The organism is Aeromonas sp. s9 (genome assembly GCF_040907765.1).
Classification (GTDB): Bacteria; Pseudomonadota; Gammaproteobacteria; order Enterobacterales; family Aeromonadaceae; genus Aeromonas; species Aeromonas caviae.
In genome coordinates, this window is the sequence record NZ_JBFOCK010000066.1 from 80,577 (window position 1) to 96,753 (window position 16,177).

At 63.5% G+C, this 16,177-nt stretch carries 17 protein-coding genes; 11 read left to right on the plus strand and 6 right to left on the minus strand.

Annotated features, from left to right (window positions below):
• Positions 1-73 precede the first annotated feature (73 nt).
• The 11 genes from rsfS to AB5Y54_RS12600 all read left to right on the plus strand — a co-directional run bounded on the left by rsfS (position 74) and on the right by AB5Y54_RS12600 (position 10,255).
• Positions 74-415 (plus strand): ribosome silencing factor, encoded by a 342-nt coding sequence (rsfS, locus tag AB5Y54_RS12550; protein ID WP_010673762.1) that lies wholly within the window; start codon positions 74-76, stop codon positions 413-415.
• 21 nt (positions 416-436) lie between these two features.
• A complete protein-coding gene (gene rlmH / locus AB5Y54_RS12555) occupies positions 437-904 on the plus strand; it encodes a 23S rRNA (pseudouridine(1915)-N(3))-methyltransferase RlmH (RefSeq protein WP_005298242.1) in 468 nt (155 codons plus the stop codon).
• Positions 905-968: 64 nt separating this feature from the next.
• Entirely contained in the window at positions 969-2,882 is a 1,914-nt protein-coding gene (mrdA, locus tag AB5Y54_RS12560) for a penicillin-binding protein 2 (RefSeq protein ID WP_010673761.1), read from the plus strand.
• On the plus strand, positions 2,879-3,982 hold the full coding sequence (gene rodA, locus AB5Y54_RS12565; protein WP_010673760.1) for a rod shape-determining protein RodA: 1,104 nt from the start codon (positions 2,879-2,881) through the stop codon (positions 3,980-3,982). The genes mrdA and rodA overlap by 4 nt, the downstream gene beginning before the upstream one ends.
• Positions 3,982-4,980: a lytic murein transglycosylase B gene (gene mltB, locus AB5Y54_RS12570; protein ID WP_368153885.1), complete on the plus strand. Its 999-nt coding sequence runs from the start codon at positions 3,982-3,984 to the stop codon at positions 4,978-4,980. Before rodA ends, mltB begins: the two co-directional genes overlap by 1 nt.
• A complete protein-coding gene (locus AB5Y54_RS12575) occupies positions 4,922-5,845 on the plus strand; it encodes a septal ring lytic transglycosylase RlpA family protein (RefSeq protein ID WP_323899739.1) in 924 nt (307 codons plus the stop codon). Before mltB ends, AB5Y54_RS12575 begins: the two co-directional genes overlap by 59 nt.
• Before the next feature lie 165 nt (positions 5,846-6,010).
• A complete protein-coding gene (locus AB5Y54_RS12580) occupies positions 6,011-7,240 on the plus strand; it encodes a D-alanyl-D-alanine carboxypeptidase family protein (RefSeq protein ID WP_010673757.1) in 1,230 nt (409 codons plus the stop codon).
• Between the two features lie 280 nt (positions 7,241-7,520).
• Entirely contained in the window at positions 7,521-7,784 is a 264-nt protein-coding gene (gene ybeD, locus AB5Y54_RS12585) for a DUF493 family protein YbeD (protein ID WP_010673756.1), read from the plus strand.
• 93 nt (positions 7,785-7,877) lie between these two features.
• On the plus strand, positions 7,878-8,570 hold the full coding sequence (lipB, locus tag AB5Y54_RS12590; RefSeq protein WP_010673755.1) for a lipoyl(octanoyl) transferase LipB: 693 nt from the start codon (positions 7,878-7,880) through the stop codon (positions 8,568-8,570).
• A gap of 85 nt (positions 8,571-8,655) precedes the next feature.
• Positions 8,656-9,621, plus strand: a complete 966-nt coding sequence (gene lipA / locus AB5Y54_RS12595) for a lipoyl synthase (protein WP_151028001.1) — start codon at positions 8,656-8,658, stop codon at positions 9,619-9,621.
• A gap of 145 nt (positions 9,622-9,766) precedes the next feature.
• Positions 9,767-10,255 (plus strand): GNAT family N-acetyltransferase, encoded by a 489-nt coding sequence (locus tag AB5Y54_RS12600; RefSeq protein WP_202015367.1) that lies wholly within the window; start codon positions 9,767-9,769, stop codon positions 10,253-10,255.
• 33 nt (positions 10,256-10,288) lie between these two features.
• Here AB5Y54_RS12600 and nqrE read toward each other — a convergent pair whose 3' ends face one another.
• The 6 genes from nqrE to AB5Y54_RS12630 form a co-directional block, all read right to left on the minus strand.
• On the minus strand, positions 10,289-10,888 hold the full coding sequence (nqrE, locus tag AB5Y54_RS12605; RefSeq protein WP_010673752.1) for an NADH:ubiquinone reductase (Na(+)-transporting) subunit E: 600 nt from the start codon (positions 10,886-10,888) through the stop codon (positions 10,289-10,291).
• A 191-nt stretch (positions 10,889-11,079) separates the two neighbouring features.
• Positions 11,080-11,373, minus strand: coding sequence for a hypothetical protein (locus AB5Y54_RS12610; RefSeq protein ID WP_010673751.1), 294 nt, complete (start codon positions 11,371-11,373; stop codon positions 11,080-11,082).
• 306 nt (positions 11,374-11,679) lie between these two features.
• Positions 11,680-12,183: an N-acetyltransferase gene (locus tag AB5Y54_RS12615; RefSeq protein ID WP_319895061.1), complete on the minus strand. Its 504-nt coding sequence runs from the start codon at positions 12,181-12,183 to the stop codon at positions 11,680-11,682.
• A gap of 40 nt (positions 12,184-12,223) precedes the next feature.
• Positions 12,224-13,405: a MerR family transcriptional regulator gene (locus AB5Y54_RS12620; protein ID WP_368153886.1), complete on the minus strand. Its 1,182-nt coding sequence runs from the start codon at positions 13,403-13,405 to the stop codon at positions 12,224-12,226.
• 151 nt (positions 13,406-13,556) lie between these two features.
• A complete protein-coding gene (recJ, locus tag AB5Y54_RS12625) occupies positions 13,557-15,287 on the minus strand; it encodes a single-stranded-DNA-specific exonuclease RecJ (RefSeq protein WP_368153887.1) in 1,731 nt (576 codons plus the stop codon).
• Positions 15,253-15,957: a disulfide isomerase DsbC N-terminal domain-containing protein gene (locus AB5Y54_RS12630; RefSeq protein WP_039041117.1), complete on the minus strand. Its 705-nt coding sequence runs from the start codon at positions 15,955-15,957 to the stop codon at positions 15,253-15,255. Before AB5Y54_RS12630 ends, recJ begins: the two co-directional genes overlap by 35 nt.
• Positions 15,958-16,177: the final 220 nt, after the last annotated feature.

Below are 16,177 nucleotides of genomic sequence, written 5' to 3' on the forward strand. Positions count from 1 at the left end.
TTGCCAGGCTGGGAAACGGGAGTGACCATGATATAATCCGCCGCCCTCTGGCGCCGGAAGATAGGAGAAGACATTGCAAGGCCAAGAATTGCTCGCCTTTATCGTCGACAAGATCGATGACATGAAAGGCCGCGACATCATCACCCTCGATGTGCGCGGCAAATCCAGCATCACGGACACCATGATCATCTGCTCCGGCAACTCCAATCGTCACGTCAGTGCCATCGCCCACAACCTCGCCAGCGAGGCCCGTCATGCGGGGCTCGACCTGCTGAGCGTGGAAGGGGAACTCACCGGTGAGTGGGTGCTGGTGGACATGGGGTCGGTCATCGTCCACGTGATGCAGGATGAGTACCGCGACTTCTACCAGCTGGAAAAACTCTGGAGCGGCGCCGCCCAGGTCAATTCGCAATAAAGGGCGACAGCGTAACCAAAGATGAAGATCCAGTTGATTGCCGTGGGCACCAAGATGCCTGCCTGGGTAGAGCATGGCTTCGAAGAGTACCGTCGCCGCTTCCCCAAAGACATGCCGTTCGAGCTGGTCGAGATAGGCGCAGGCAAGCGCGGCAAGAATGCCGACATTCCCCGCATCCTGCAAAAGGAAGGGGAAGCCATGCTGGCCGCCGCCGGCCGCTCCCGCATCGTGACCCTGGACATTCCGGGCAAGCCCTGGACCACGGAGCAGCTCGCCGTGCAACTGGAAGCCTGGAAGCTGGATGGCCGGGACGTGGCGCTGCTGGTGGGTGGCCCGGAGGGGCTCTCCCCCGAGTGCAAGGCTGCCGCGGAACAGAGCTGGTCGCTCTCGCCCCTGACCCTGCCCCATCCCCTGGTGCGGGTACTGGTGGCCGAGAGCCTCTACCGCGCCTGGAGCATCACCACCAATCACCCTTATCACAGAGAGTGACCCATGCCGACCCTGAGCATGCATTTCTCCTCTCTCACCCGCACGTCAGCCACAAGGTAACGGCATGCTGAAGAATCGCATTGAAATGCGCGATCACAGTGCCGAGGGACGTCTGTTCTTCCGGCGCACCCTGGTCGCCTACATCGGCATGGTCACCCTCATGCTGGTGCTGCTGGCTAACCTCTACTACCTGCAAGTAGAGTCTTACGAAACCTATCAGACCCGATCCAACGACAACCGCATCCGTGTGGTACCGGTGGCGCCGCCCCGTGGTCTCATCTACGACGCCAACGGTGTCCTGCTGGCGGAAAACCGCCCGGTCTACAGCCTGGAGATCGTGCCCGAAGAGACCGAGAACCTGGAGAAGACCGCGGACGACCTCATCACCCTGCTGGCCCTGCCGGAGGGGACCAAGGAGAAGTTCCTGGCCGAGGTCAAACGTCAGCGCCGCTTCAAGCCCGTGCCCCTGTTCGAGAAGCTGACCGAATACCAGGTCGCCCTCTTCTCGGTCAACCAGCACAACTACCCGGGGGCCAGCATCGAGGCCTACCTCAAGCGCTACTACCCGTTCGGCGACACCCTCACCCATGCCCTGGGCTACGTGGCCAAGATCAACACCCGTGACGTGGAGCGCCTCGAGAAGGAGGAGAAGCTCGCCAACTATGCCGCCACCAAGGACATCGGCAAACAGGGGGTGGAGAAGTACTACGAGGATCAGCTGCACGGCGTGGCGGGTTATCAGGAGGTCGAGGTGAACAACCGCGGCCGGGTGGTGCGCACCCTGAAATTCCAGCCCCCCGAGCCCGGCAAGGACATCTACCTCAACATCGACATCCGCCTGCAGTTGAAGGCCCAGGAGCTGCTGGCCGGCCGCCGGGGCGCCATCGTGATGATGGAGCCCAACACCGGCGCCATCCTGGCCATGGAGTCGAGCCCGAGCTACGACCCCAACCTGTTCGTGACCGGCATCTCCAGCGCCAACTACTCGGCGCTGCTCAACGATCCCGCCCGGCCGCTGGTCAACCGCACCACCCAGGGCATCTATGCCCCCGCCTCCACCGTCAAGCCCATGATGGCGGTGATGGGGCTCAATGAGGGGGCGATCACCCCCAATTACCGCTACTTCGGCGGGCCCAGCTTCTCCATCCCGGGCACCACCAAGAAGTTCCGGGACTGGCGCCGCTGGGGCCACGGCTGGCTCGACGTCTATCGCGCCATCGAGGTCTCGGCGGATACCTATTTCTACGATCTCGCCTACCGGGTCGGCATCGACAAGATCAACAGCTACATGACCAAGTTCGGCTTCGGCCAGTACAGCGGCGTGGACCTCTATGAAGAGACCCGGGGCGTCATGCCCTCCCGGGACTGGAAGATGGCCCGCTGGCGTCAACCCTGGTACCAGGGGGACACCATCTCCATCGGCATCGGCCAGGGCTACTGGAGCGCCACCCCGATCCAGCTCGCCAAGGCCATCAGCATCCTGACCCAGAACGGTCACGACGTGACGCCGCACCTGCTCAAGAGCACCGCCTCCTCCGATGGCGTGGTCAACGCCCCCATCAACCCGAACGTGGCCATCGCCGCCAAGAGCGATACCTACTGGCAGGTGGCCAAGGACGGCATGTGGCGCGTCATCAACGGCCACGAAGGGACGGGGCGCCGCGCCTTCGCCAATACCCCCTACAAGGCGGCGGGCAAGTCCGGCACCGCCCAGGTGGTGGGCCTCAAGGAGAACCAGGTCTACAACGCGGCCACCACCAAGGTGGAGCACCGCGACAACGCCCTGTTCGTCGCCTTCGCCCCCTTCGAGGCACCCAAGGCGGTCGTCGCCCTGGTGCTGGAGAACGCCGGGGGCGGCAGCGCCATGGCGGCACCGGTCGCCCGCCACATGCTGGATGCCTATCTGCTGCCGCCGGAACCCCAGTTGCCACCGGCACCGGAAAAGCCGTCCCAACCGAGTGAGGTCGTTTCCCAATGAGTAATTCTGCCCGCCAGCAGAGCATCTGGTACAAGCTGCACATCGACCTGCCGCTGCTGCTCGGCCTGCTGACCCTGATGGCCCTCTCCATGGTGGTGCTCTACTCCGCCTCGGGCCAGGATCTCGACTCCATCGTGCGCCAGCTGGTGCGCGGCGCCCTGGCCTTCGGTCTGATGATCGGCATGGCCCAGCTGCCACCCTCCCTCTATGCCCGCTGGTCGGTGCCCCTGTTTGCGGTGGTGGTGCTGCTGCTCATCGCGGTGGACGTGTTCGGCCACATCGGCAAGGGGGCCCAGCGCTGGCTCGATCTCGGCTTCATGAAGTTCCAGCCCTCCGAGGTGATGAAACTCTCCATGCCCATCATGGTGGCCGCCTGGCTCAGCCGGCACTCCCTGCCGCCAAAGTTCAGCCATGTGATGATCGCCCTGGTGATGGTGCTGCTACCCACCCTGCTGATCGCGGCCCAACCCGATCTCGGCACCTCCATCCTGGTGGCCGCTTCCGGCTTCTTCGTCATCTTCCTGGCGGGGATCAGCTGGTGGCTCATCGGGCTCGCGGTCTTGCTCATCTGCGCCTTCATGCCGGTACTCTGGTTCTTCCTGATGCACGACTACCAGCGCCAGCGGGTGCTGATGCTGCTGGACCCGGAGAAGGACCCGCTCGGTCGCGGCTATCACATCATCCAGTCCAAGATTGCGATCGGCTCCGGCGGCGTGTTCGGCAAGGGGTGGCTGCAAGGTACCCAGTCCCAGCTCGAATTCCTGCCAGAGCGCCACACCGACTTCATCTTCGCCGTCTTCAGCGAGGAGTTCGGTCTGGTGGGAGTGGCCCTCTTGCTGGTCATCTACCTCTACATCATCAGCCGCTGCCTGTTTATCTCCATGCAGGCCCAGAACAGCTTCGAACGCCTGCTGGGGGGCGCCCTGACCCTGACCTTCTTCGTCTATGTGTTCGTCAACATGGGCATGGTAAGCGGCATCCTGCCAGTGGTAGGAGTTCCCCTGCCACTGGTGAGCTACGGCGGCACCTCCATGGTGACCCTGATGGCGGGCTTCGGCGTTCTGATGTCCATCCAGACCCACAGGCGGCTGCTCGCCTGATGCGGCTCGGCTGGCTGGCTCTATCTCTGTGCACCCTGACGGCGGGTGCTGCCGTCTCGCCGGCCCGGCTCAGCCTGCTGGCCGAGCAGCAGCAGGTGCCGCTGGCAGAATTGCAGGCCGCCGCCGACCAGGCCAGCCTGCGCCAGGAGGTGCTGGACACCATCCGCCGCCCCTGGGAAGCCAAGCCCTGGCACCGCTACAGGCCGCTGTTCGTCACCCCGGAGCGCATCCGGGACGGAGTGGGATTCTGGCAGCGCCATGCCGCCACCCTGGCACGGGCCGAGCAGACCTACCAGGTCCCCGCCTCCCTCATCGTCGCCATCATCGGCATCGAGACCTTTTACGGTCGACAGATGGGCCGCCATCCGGTGCTCGACAGCCTTTACACCCTGGGATTCCACTACCCAGAACGGGCGGATTTCTTCGCCAAGGAGTTTGCCCAGCTGGTGCTGCTTGCCCGGGAAGAGAAGTGGCCGATCACCAATCTCAAGGGCTCCTATGCCGGCGCCATGGGCATGGGCCAGTTCATGCCCTCCAGCTACCGCCACTACGCGGTCGACTTCGACGGAGACGGCAAGCGGGATCTCTTCGCCAACCCGGCAGATGCCATCGGCAGCGTGGCCAACTACTTCGCCCTGCACCACTGGCGCTGGGGCGAGCCGGTGGTGGAGCCCGCCTTGATCGGATTGGCGCCAGTAGGTACCCTGCTTGCACCCGAGCCCGAGCTAAGACACCGCTGGGCAGAGCTGGCCGCTGCGGGCATAGAAGTCGCCACACCGCCGTCACCCGAGACGCCGGTAAAACTGCTGGCGATGGAGCAGGCCGAAGGACCGGAATACTGGGTCGCGCGCCACAATTTTTACGTGATCACCCGCTACAATCGCAGCCCTCTCTATGCGATGGCGGTGCATCAACTCAGTCAAGCAATCCAGGACGCTTATGCATTACAGCCACAAACTTCTTCCCCTCAGCCTGACCTTGCTGCTGGCCGCCTGTAGCAGCCAACCCGAACCCCAGCCGCTGCCCCCGGAGCCCGTCCCCCAGGAGAAGCCCCAGGTCATCGAGATCCCCCAGGCGACCGGCGCCATTCCCCGCCCCGAACCCATGAGCGAGAGCGGCAACCGGGACTACTGGATCGGAAAGCAGAAGTTTGAGGTGTGGCGCGATATCAAGCACTACAGCGAGGAAGGCACTGCCAGCTGGCTCTCCCGGGATCTGGACGGCAACAAGACTGCCAACGGCGACGTGCAGGACAGCACCCTGTTCAGCGCAGCCCACCGCAACCTGCCCCTGCCAAGCTACGTGCGGGTCACCAATCTGGACAACGGTCTGGAGACAATAGTTCGCGTCAATGATCGCGGCCCCTTCGGCAGCGATCGCCTCATCGATCTCTCCCACGCCGCCGCCGCGCAGCTGGAGATGGTGGAAGGGGGTGAGGCCCGGGTGCGCCTCGAACTCATCACCGATCAGCCGGATCAGATGGTGGAGATGGTCCCCATGACCCCGATGACGCCCATGGAGCCTGCGGCGCCAGCCGTCAATTCCTTCGTCAACGAGACGCCGGCCCCCACGGCACCGGCCAAGGCCGCGCCTGCTCCTGCCGCCACGGCAACCACCACCGTCTCCCCCCCCAAGGCCGGAGCGACCCAGGGCAAGATGATCCAGGTGCTCGCCAGCGGCTCGCAGGCGCGGGCCGAGGCCATGGGCAAAGTGATGACCCAGCGCTATGGCGTGCCGTACCAGGTGGTGGCGCACGGCGCCGTCTTCCGCGTCCTGCTCGGACCCGTGGCCAGCGACAAGCAGGCCCCCCTGCTCGAGCAGATCCGCCAGGGTGGGTTGGAGCAGGCCTTCATCGTGCCCTGATACCCGCCCCGACCTCGCGCCGGGATACGACGCGAGGTCGGGGACCATCCCATAAAATCCCGTCCAGGTCGCATCTCGGACTATGACCGACACGCACATCTGGTATAGTGGGGCCCGCTTTTTTTCAACTTGGGTACATCCCATCCAGGCACCAGGAATTTCAAGATGTCCAAATTTGCCCGCTCCGTTATTCTGGCCTCCCTGTTAAGCGCCACCGCTCAGGCCAACCAGCCTGTTCCGACCCCGGATTCGGCCCTGCCGAGTGCCCAGCCGGTCCCCACTTTGAACAGCGCCCCCATGGTGGTGCCTGCCGCGCCCGAGATCTCCGCCAAGGCCCACATCCTGATCGACTACTTCTCCGGCCAGGTGCTGGCCGAGCAGAACGCCGACGAGCGTCTGCCCCCCGCCAGCCTGACCAAGATGATGACCTCCTATATCGTCGGCGACGAGCTGCACAAGGGGAACATCAAGGGCACCGACATGGTGACCATCAGCCAGAACGCCTGGTCCAAGAACTACTCCGACTCCTCCAAGATGTTCATCGAGGTGGGCAAGCAGGTCTCCGTCGATGATCTCAACAAGGGCATCATCATCCAGTCCGGCAACGACGCCTGCGTCGCCATGGCCGAGCACCTGGCAGGCAGCACCGACTCCTTCGCCAGCCTGATGAACGCCTGGGCCGCCAAGCTCGGCATGAAGGACTCCCAGTTCAAGAACCCCCACGGCCTGGATGAAGAGGGCCACTACAGTACCGCCCGCGACATGGCCCGCCTGGGTCAGGCTCTGATCCACGATCAGCCGGAGGAGTACAAGATCTACTCCCAGAAGTCCTTCGTGTTCAACGGCATCACCCAGCACAACCGCAACCGCCTGCTGTGGGACCAATCCCTGCAGGTTGACGGCATCAAGACAGGCCACGTCAGCCAGGTAGGCTACAACCTGGTCTCTTCCGCCACCAACAACGAAGGCATGCGCCTGATCGCCGTCGTCATGGGGGCCAACAGCGAGGCCTCCCGCGCTGCCGAGAGCAAGAAGCTGCTCACCTACGGCTTCCGCTTCTTCCAGAGCCTGACCCCCTACAAGGCGGGCACCGAACTGGTCACCCAGAAGATCTGGATGGGCGACAAGCCGGAAGTGAAGCTGGGGGTCGACAAGGACGTCTCCGTGCTGGTCACCCGTGGCCAGGGCAACAACCTCAAGGCGGACTTCCAGCTGGAGAGCGAGCTGAAGGCGCCCCTGGCCAAGGGCCAGCGCGTCGGCACCGTGTACCTCAAGCAGGGGGACAAGGAGATCAAGCAGGTGCCCCTGGTCGCCCTGGAAGAGGTGCAGGAAGGTGGCCTGATGAGCCGTCTGTGGGATTACCTGGTGATGCTGGTCTCCAGCTGGTTCAAGTAACAGACCCCTCCTCCAGCAGCGGCGCCAACAGGCGCCGCTGCTGTCTTTTGCGGTCTGTCCAGTCAATAACCCTGTAATCTGCAGGTTCCGCCGACTGACGATTTGTGGTAAAAAGCAGCATTTCCACGTCTTGCCGAACCGCCGGGCCTTGATCCCGAGGCGGCTCATGCCCATATAGAATGGGAGACTGCCCCTTCTGGGCAGATAGGGGGACCGTTTAAACGGCCCTCAAAGACGTAAAGATGACGTCGCTTCCCGGCGACCCAGAAAGGTGAAGTAGATGAATACCAAGTTTGATGAACTGCTGGAGTTCCCCTGCAAGTTCCCGTTCAAGGTGCTTGGCGTGGCCGATCCCGCCCTGCCCGACATGGTGGTGGAAGTGCTGCAGCAACATGCTCCCGGCACCTACAGCCCGACCGTTCAACCGAGCTCCAAGGGCAACTATCACTCGGTACGGGTGACGGTCACCGCCCAGAGCAAGGAACACATCGAGGCCATGTATACCGCCCTTGGCAAGATCGAGCTGGTTCGTTACGTCCTGTAAGTTGCCTCTCTCGCCCCGCCACCGGGGCGACTGATTATTTGCCGCCCGGTCGCAGCGGCGACCGTACCGACACCGCGCCGCCAGTGAGGAAAGATGTCACTCGAAACGCCCGCCGAGCCACAACCGTCAGCCGGCCAACTGCTCGTCAGACAGTTGGGCCGTCGCCCCTACCAGCCGGTGTGGGACGCCATGAAGGCGTTCACCGACAATCGCACCCCCGACACCCCGGACGAGTTCTGGGTGGTGGAGCATGACCCCGTCTACACCCAGGGTCAGGCCGGCAAGGCCGAACACCTGCTCGCCCCGGGCAACATCCCGGTGGTGCAGAGTGATCGCGGCGGCCAGGTGACCTATCACGGCCCGGGCCAGCTGGTGCTCTACGTGCTGGTGGATGTGCGCCGCAGCAAGCTCTCTGTACGGGAGCTGGTGACCTGCCTCGAAACCGCCATCATCAACACGCTCGCCAAAAGCAATATCGAGGCCTACGCCAAGGCCGATGCCCCGGGCGTCTACGTGAAGAGCGATCTGGGTATGGAAGCCAAGCTGGCGTCCCTGGGTTTGCGCATTCGCAAGGGGTGCTCGTTCCACGGGTTGGCCCTCAACGTCAACATGGACATGACTCCCTTCCTGCGCATCAATCCATGCGGCTATGCGGGCATGGCCATGACCCAGACCAGCGCCCTGGGCGGCCCGCAGAGCGTCGCCGAGGCACAGTCCCTGCTGGTGACGGAGCTGGCCCGCCTGATTGGCTACCAAGAGATCACGAATACCGAAGAGGCGGCATGAGCAACCCCATGCCCCGTGGTCACGAGGGAGCCGGGAGGCCCCTGGTGACCGTCAACCAGACAATAACAAACACCGAGAGTGAATCATGAGCAAACCCGTTCGTATGGAGCCGGGCGTCAAGCTGCGCGATGGCGACAAGATGGCCCTGATCCCGGTGAAATTCATGCCGGATCCCAACGAGGAAGTGCTGCGCAAGCCGGAGTGGATGCGGATCAAGCTGCCGCCGTCGAGCCAGAAGATCGAGCACATCAAGAGCACCCTGCGCAAAAACAAGCTGCACTCTGTGTGTGAAGAGGCTTCCTGCCCCAACCTGGCGGAGTGCTTCAACCACGGCACCGCGACCTTCATGATCATGGGCGCCATCTGTACCCGCCGCTGCCCCTTCTGCGACGTGGCCCACGGCCGTCCGTTGCCGCTGGATCCGGAGGAGCCGAAGAAGCTGGCACTCACCATCAAGGAGATGAACCTCAAGTACGTGGTGATCACCTCGGTGGACCGCGACGATCTGCGCGACGGCGGTGCCCAGCACTTCGCCGACTGCATCCGCGAGATCCGCGAGCACAGCCCCCAGACCCGCATCGAGATCCTGACCCCGGACTTCCGTGGCCGGATGGAGCAGGCGCTGGAGGTGTTCCGCGAGACCCCGCCTGACGTCTTCAACCACAACCTGGAAACCGCCCCGCGCATGTACCGGGTTGCCCGTCCGGGTGCCGACTACAAGTGGTCTCTGGAGCTGCTGCGCCGCATCAAGGAGATGCACCCCCACGTGCCGACCAAGTCCGGCGTCATGATGGGCCTGGGCGAGACCAACGAAGAGATAGTCCAGGTGCTCAAGGACCTGCGCGAGCACGGCGTCAACATGCTGACCCTGGGCCAGTACCTGCAGCCGAGCCGCCACCACCTGCCGGTGAAGCGCTACGTGCCGCCCGCAGAGTTCGACGAACTCAAGGATGTGGCCATGGATCTCGGCTTCAGCCACGCCGCCTGCGGTCCCTTCGTGCGTTCCTCCTACCACGCAGACCTGCAAGCCAAGGGGGAAGAGGTCAAATAAGCCTCTTTTCCTGCTGGCAGAAAAAAGAGCGCCCCTGAGCGCTCTTTTTTTATCGCCGTCACCTCGCAGGCAGCGGTTGTCCCTTTGTGATTGACGCCGTTCTGGCGTAACGTGGCCACTCCCCTTCTCTGGAGTGCTGTGCCGGATGCCGACTCTCACCGTTCGCCTGATCCCCCTGCGTGACGCAGACTTTCCCGCCTATCGCGACTACTTCATCGAGGATTACGCCCAGGATCTTGCCAGCAACCACGGGATGGCGCTGCCTGACGCCCACCGTCAGGCCGACGCCTCGTTGCAGCAGCTCCTGCCACTGGGTGTCGCCACCCCGGGTCATCACCTGCTCGCCATGGTACCTGAAGCCTCGAACGCGCCGGGCGAGCCTCTGGGCTATCTCTGGCACGCCATCGACGGCGCCGCCGGCACCACCTTCATCTACGACTTCTATGTGACACCGCCCCATCGTGGTCGCGGCCTCGGCAAGGCAGCCATGGCCGCCCTGGAGGCGCAGCTCGCCCCCCTAGGTATCCGCCAGCTCAAGCTGAGGGTGGCCCATGACAACCCGAGGGCACTGGCGCTCTATCAGGCGCTGGGCTTCACCATCACGGGCTACAACATGGCAAAGCGTCTGGATTGAGCACCTTCATTGGGCCACCACCCGGCCCATGGCTCAGAGCGAGATGCCGGAAAAAGACATGAAGCCGAGGGACATCAGCCCGGCCACGATGAAGGTGATGCCGATGCCGCGCAGCCCCTCGGGCACATCCGAATACTTCATCTTCTGGCGCAATCCCGCAATGGCGACGATGGCCAGCAGCCAGCCCAGCCCTGAGCCCGCCCCGTACACCACGGATTCGATGAAGTCGTAATCCCGCTGGGCCATGAACATCACCCCGCCGAAGATGGCGCAATGCACCGTCAGCAGCGGCAGATAGATGCCGAGCGCGTGATGAAGCGCCGGGAAATGTTTGTCGAGCACCATCTCCATCACCTGCACCAGGGCCGCCAGCACCCCGATGTAGACGATGAAATCGAGAAAGCCCAGATCAAACTCCCCGAGGAAGGTACTCTCGGGACGCAGGATATGGCGGTAGATCAGGTTGTTGAGGGGGATGGCGATCACCATGACCACCAGCACCGTCATGCCCAAACCGAAGGCGGTGTTGATGTTCTTGGAAACGGCCAGGAAGGTGCACATGCCAAGAAAGAAGGCCAGCGCCAGGTTTTCCACAAAGATCGACTGGATGAAGAGATTGACGTAATAGTCCATGAATGAGTTCACCACTTGGTTGCAATAAGAGCATGTCCGCGCCCGGCCAACGGCCAGTCGCGAAGATGACGTTTACAGAGAGAGCTGGCGCAGCACCCGGTAATGACCACGGCAGCCGCCAGACTGCCGAGCAGCCCGGTCAGCGGTACTCAATGACGGGGCTCAAACGGGCGGGCGCCCGGCTGGTGAACCTAGTCGCCCTGGCAGAAGCGATATTGCAGGTGGTGGCAGCGAAGCCGCCGTGTGTGCAGAGCGCCGAAGTAGTCGGGCCGCTGCCTGAGATAGATGAGAGGCAGGAAAAACAGCAGGCCGCAGAGCAGGCCGAGGATCTCGTGCTGGAACCAGGCCAGCAGCATCTGGTAGAGCTCGGCATGAGCGGCCCCTTCCAGTCGCCGTCCCTGTTCGAAACCGAGCCGCCACTGGGAGGCGGGCGGCAGGCTGACGTTGTCGGCAAGCCCCGGGTTCGCTGGCTCATGGAACAGCATCGGCCGCTCCTGCCCTTGCGTCTCCATTCCCGGCGTTGCAACGACCCCTGCCGCCGCCGCAGCGGCAAGCCAGAGAAGGCAGGCGATGGCAAGCACCATCGGCCATGACGAGGGGCGGCGAGAGGATGACAAGGGGGCGGTCCGTCAAGAAAAATTACAGGTGGAATATATCACAATACCGTCACTTATTGCATTTTCCACCATGAGATATCAGAAAGGTTGATATTAAACACCGCCCCATTCCCTAAAACCGACAAGGTTGCACCACCTTGAGAAAGCGACTTTCATCTTCCTCAAGGTGAGGGCTTAGCCCTGCTCGAAGGCCGGGTGATAGCGCACTTCACCACTGGGCATGGCAGCGCCGAACGAGCGGGCCATGAAGTACTCGGGCGGCACGCCGGGCAGCGTCAACCCCGGCTCGGACACGAAACCAAAACGGCCGTAGAAGCCGGGATCCCCCAGCACCACGCAGCCGGCCGCTCCCATCCCCTTGAGCTCGGCCAGACCCGCGTCCATCAGCCGTGACCCCAGCCCCCTGCCCTGAAGCGCAGGGGAGACGGAAATGGGGCCAAGGCCATACCAGTGCGGGCTGCCATCGCTGATGGTGACCGGCGAGAAGCAGAGGTGGCCGACCACCCGCCCCGCCTGCTCCGCCACCAGCGACAGGCTGAGTGTCCCGGCCTGGCGCAAGGCGCGCACGATCAGCTGTTCGTTGTGATCGGTATGGGGGGCATTGAGGAACGCGGCCACGGTCAGCGCTTCAATGGCGTCGTGATCGGCGCCTGTTTCGGGCCGAATGATGATGTTCATAAGGTTTTCTCCGTTTGCTCTCTTTCAATGGATGACCTGATCAGACTGCCTGCAGGCAGCAGATCACATAGCCGTAGCTGCCCAGGTGTTGGCGGTGGATGGCCACTTCCCGACTCAGATCCTGCCAGGCTGGGCTATCCCCCAGCTCGGCACTGTGGCGCGCCAGATTGCGCTCGATGGGATCCAGATAGTTGTCCCAGGCCCTTTGCGGCAACGGGGTGTGCCACAGGCAGCGATAACCCGCCTCCTGCACCGTTTTGAGCAGGCCCGCCAGGGTCTGCATGGCGGGATAATCCCGCTGCCAGAACGCCAACGCCTCCTCTGGGGGCGTGTCCGTCAGCCACACCAGGTCGCTCAGCACCAGGCAGGCAGCAGGATCGGCAAGGTACGGCCGCCATGCCTGCAAGGCGTTGGCCACCCCGATGGTGTAGGCGCTCCCCTCGGCCCAGATGAGATCGGCGGGGGCAAGATCTGCCGGCAGCGCCGCCATGTTGGCGCACAGGGTAGTGACCTGCTCAAAGCCAGCCGCGCTGGCCGATCTCGCCACGGCGGCCAGCGCCTCCTCGTCCAGATCGATGGCCACTATGGTGGCGTCCGTCACCTGTGCCAGCGCCAAGGTGGCGGCGCCGCGCCCGCAGCCCATGTCGAGGATCCGGCGAGGCTGGCTGGGCAGCGCGGCAAATTGCTGCTGGGTGAAGAGGCTATCGCCCGGCCCCCAATAGCTCATGCCATCCAGCAGCAGCTTGAAATCCCGGATGTAGCGCTCATGTTCATTCATGTCTTTGCTGAGCCACTGGAGGTGGTAACGCGCTTTTTCACTGAATCCCTGCTTCATCACCCAGGCAAAGTAGGCCTGCGGGGCTTGATGCTGCAGTTGCCGCTGCCAGGCCTTGAACTCGTCGCCGGAGTGCGCACGCAAACCGGCGAGATCCGCCAGCAGATCCCGGGCGCGTTGCATCCGCGCCAGCTCTTCATCCAGCTCCCTGACCCGGGCTGCCAGCGTTGCCTGCTCCAGCTCGCCCGCCAGGCAGGCGAGGCACTGCTTGAGGCTGAGCCCGCCGGCCTGCAGGGCCTGTACCATCCGCAGCCGCTGCAGATCGTCATCGTCGTAGTGGCGATAGCCGTTGGCGCCCCTCGTGCCCGCAATCACCCCCAGCTTCTCGTAATAGAGCAGGGTGGAGCGGGCCAGGCCGCAGCGCCGGGCCAGTTCGGATATTTTCATGACAGCGACTCGCAGTGGGGTCCGTGACCCGATGAAGAGAAGCTTAAACTGTGAAGCAATAGACGGGTCAACGACAACATCCGGGTTAACACCATAAAAAAACGGCCACCCTGAGGTGGCCGTCATAGGCAGCAAAAGAAACTCACGAACGTCAGAGGCCGGCGGCCTCCAGATGCTCCACCAGCAACTGCACGCTGCGGTTGCCGCGCCACTCGTTGACGTCGAGCCGGTAGACCAGCCGCACCCGCTTCACCGAGGCATCGGGCCAGCGCTGCAAGTCGACGCCAAAGGCGATGGCATCCACCGCGTGGCCGGAATCCGTGGTCAGCATCATCTTGAGGTGCTTCTCCCCCACCAGCCGCTGCTGCACCAGCACGAATTCCCCGTCAAACAGCGGCTCGGGGAAGGCCTGACCCCAGGGGCCGGAGGCGCGAATAAGCTCCGCCAGCTCCAGACTCAGCTCATCGGGCAGCAGCTCGCCATCGGTGAGCAGCACTCCGGTCAAGAGCTCAGGGGTCACCAGCTCGCCGATGACCGCCTCGAAGGCCCGACCGAAGGCCTCGATATTGGCCTTGGGCAGGGTCAGCCCGGCCGCCATGGCGTGGCCGCCAAACTTGCCCATCAAGCCGGGGTGGCGGGTGTCGAGCAGTTCCAGCGCATCGCGCAGATGCACCCCCGGGATGGAGCGCCCGGAGCCCTTGAGCTCGGTCTCGCTGCTCTCGGCAAACGCGATGACCGGGCGATAGTACTTCTCCTTCACCTTGGAGGCCACCAGCCCCACCACCCCCTGATGCCACTCGTTTCGGTGCAGCACGATGCCGGAGGGCACCTCGCCGTCGCGAAAACGGATCTGCTCCAGGGTGGCGAGCGCTTCCTGCTGCATCCCCTGCTCGATCTCCTTGCGCTCCTGGTTGAGGCTGTCCATTTCGGAAGCGAGCTGGCGCGCCAGGTTGATGTCGTCACAGAGCAGACAAGCGACCCCGAGGGACATGTCATCGAGCCGGCCCACCGCGTTGAGGCGCGGCCCCAGCGCAAAGCCGAGATCGGCGGCGCACAGGCGACGACCGTCGCGACCCGACACATCCACCAGCGCCTGGATGCCGGGGCGACAACGGCCAGCCCGGATCCGCTGCAACCCCTGATGGACCAGGATGCGGTTGTTGCCATCGAGCACTACCACGTCGGCCACGGTGCCGAGGGCCACCAGATCCAGGTAATCCGCCACGTTGGGGGCGCGCAGCCCCTGGCGCTCATACCAGCCGCTCTGGCGCAGATGGGTGTTGAGAGCCGCCATCAGATAGAAGGCGACCCCGACCCCGGCCAGGGACTTGGAGGGGAAGTCGCAGCCATGCTGGTTGGGGTTCACTATCGCGTCGGCGTCAGGCAGCTCCTGGCCGGGCAAATGGTGATCGGTAACCAGTACCTGCATGCCGGCCGCCTTGGCCGCCGCCACCCCGGCGATGCTGGAGATGCCGTTGTCAACCGTGATCAGGAACTCGGCGCCGCGGGCCACCGCCAGCTCGACGATCTCCGGGGTGAGGCCATAGCCGAACTCGAAGCGGTTGGGCACCAGAAAATCGATGTGGTGCCCCCCCATGGCGCGCAAGGCCAGCACGCACAGCGCCGAGCTGGTGGCGCCGTCGCAGTCAAAGTCACCGACGATGAGAATGCGTTTTTGCGCCGTCAGCGCCTCGGCCAGCAGCGGCACCGCCTGCGCCATGCCGAACAGACGCTGGGGCGGCAGCAGCTGGTTGGCGCTGCGCTCCAGCAGGGCAGGGTCTTCTACCCCGCGGCTGGCGAAGATCTGGCGAAGCAGCGGGTGCAGGGTGGCGGGCAGATGGGAATCATCAACTCGCGGACGACGACGGATTTGCAGGGGCATTGATGTGATCCAGTATCTTGAGCAGTTGTTCGGGGCTCTGGTAACCGCGCACCAGGTCGCCATTGGGCAGGACCCAGCTCGGTGACGCCTTGATCCCGAGCCATTGGCTCAGGCCGATATGATGGGCAAGGATCGCATTACAGCCGCTCTCAGGCAAACGATCGCTGAAGTTGAGTTCGCGCAGCAGCCCGGGATCGCACCAGCTAGCCTGATCCGAGGCGGCGACAGGCGCAGGCAGCAGTTGCACGCTCACGCCCCTCGCCTGCAAGCGGGGCAACTCCTCCAGCGCGATGCGGCAAGGACCGCAGGCGAGATCGGTAAACAGGGTGAGGCGGTGGCGTTCAGGGGTGGCCTTGAGCCAGAGCCGGGCCTCCCCTATCTGGGAGAGCGCCAGCCTGCGTTGCTGCTGCTGGCTGAGCCGGGTGAGGTTTCTCATATCGTGGGCCAGATCCAGCATGGAGCCCTGCAGCACATAGTCTCCCCTGGCATCGCTGTAGAGCAGTCCCTGGGCCGTGCCCAGCAGATAGAGGCCCGGCATGGGGGTCTCGTCCACCAGGTAGACCTGCACACCGAGGCGCTGCTCTATGGTCTGTTTCAACACATGGGGGTCCATCCCCGCGCTGGCCGCAAAAGCGCACAGCAGCATCATTCCCAGCAGTAAATATCGCATCAGCTCATTCACTTGGCATGATTGAAGGGTCTCATAAGGTAACCCAGACAATTCCCTCTCCCAAAGACCTTAATTAGTGATCGATTAATAACGTCCGCAAGAAAAAATCACGGGATGACAGGTTGCCAATCGGGCTTGAGCCCCGCAAGCTAATCAGGACGACGGGAGACATCTTTAGTCATCCCTCTGTTTTGCTGATGTTTTATTATTCAAATCGACG

Excerpts from the sequence above, each read along its gene's own strand:
- rlmH (WP_005298242.1), top strand. The coding sequence starts at position 437 with ATGAAGATCCAGTTGATTGCCGTGGGCACCAAGATGCCTGCCTGGGTA.
- mrdA (WP_010673761.1), top strand. The coding sequence starts at position 969 with ATGCTGAAGAATCGCATTGAAATGCGCGATCACAGTGCCGAGGGACGT.
- rodA (WP_010673760.1), top strand. The coding sequence starts at position 2,879 with ATGAGTAATTCTGCCCGCCAGCAGAGCATCTGGTACAAGCTGCACATC.
- mltB (WP_368153885.1), top strand. The coding sequence starts at position 3,982 with ATGCGGCTCGGCTGGCTGGCTCTATCTCTGTGCACCCTGACGGCGGGT.
- AB5Y54_RS12575 (WP_323899739.1), top strand. The coding sequence starts at position 4,922 with ATGCATTACAGCCACAAACTTCTTCCCCTCAGCCTGACCTTGCTGCTG.
- AB5Y54_RS12580 (WP_010673757.1), top strand. The coding sequence starts at position 6,011 with ATGTCCAAATTTGCCCGCTCCGTTATTCTGGCCTCCCTGTTAAGCGCC.
- ybeD (WP_010673756.1), top strand. The coding sequence starts at position 7,521 with ATGAATACCAAGTTTGATGAACTGCTGGAGTTCCCCTGCAAGTTCCCG.
- lipB (WP_010673755.1), top strand. The coding sequence starts at position 7,878 with ATGTCACTCGAAACGCCCGCCGAGCCACAACCGTCAGCCGGCCAACTG.
- lipA (WP_151028001.1), top strand. The coding sequence starts at position 8,656 with ATGAGCAAACCCGTTCGTATGGAGCCGGGCGTCAAGCTGCGCGATGGC.
- AB5Y54_RS12600 (WP_202015367.1), top strand. The coding sequence starts at position 9,767 with ATGCCGACTCTCACCGTTCGCCTGATCCCCCTGCGTGACGCAGACTTT.
- nqrE (WP_010673752.1), bottom strand. The coding sequence starts at position 10,888 with ATGGACTATTACGTCAATCTCTTCATCCAGTCGATCTTTGTGGAAAAC.
- AB5Y54_RS12610 (WP_010673751.1), bottom strand. The coding sequence starts at position 11,373 with ATGCTGTTCCATGAGCCAGCGAACCCGGGGCTTGCCGACAACGTCAGC.
- AB5Y54_RS12615 (WP_319895061.1), bottom strand. The coding sequence starts at position 12,183 with ATGAACATCATCATTCGGCCCGAAACAGGCGCCGATCACGACGCCATT.
- AB5Y54_RS12620 (WP_368153886.1), bottom strand. The coding sequence starts at position 13,405 with ATGAAAATATCCGAACTGGCCCGGCGCTGCGGCCTGGCCCGCTCCACC.
- recJ (WP_368153887.1), bottom strand. The coding sequence starts at position 15,287 with ATGCCCCTGCAAATCCGTCGTCGTCCGCGAGTTGATGATTCCCATCTG.
- AB5Y54_RS12630 (WP_039041117.1), bottom strand. The coding sequence starts at position 15,957 with ATGCGATATTTACTGCTGGGAATGATGCTGCTGTGCGCTTTTGCGGCC.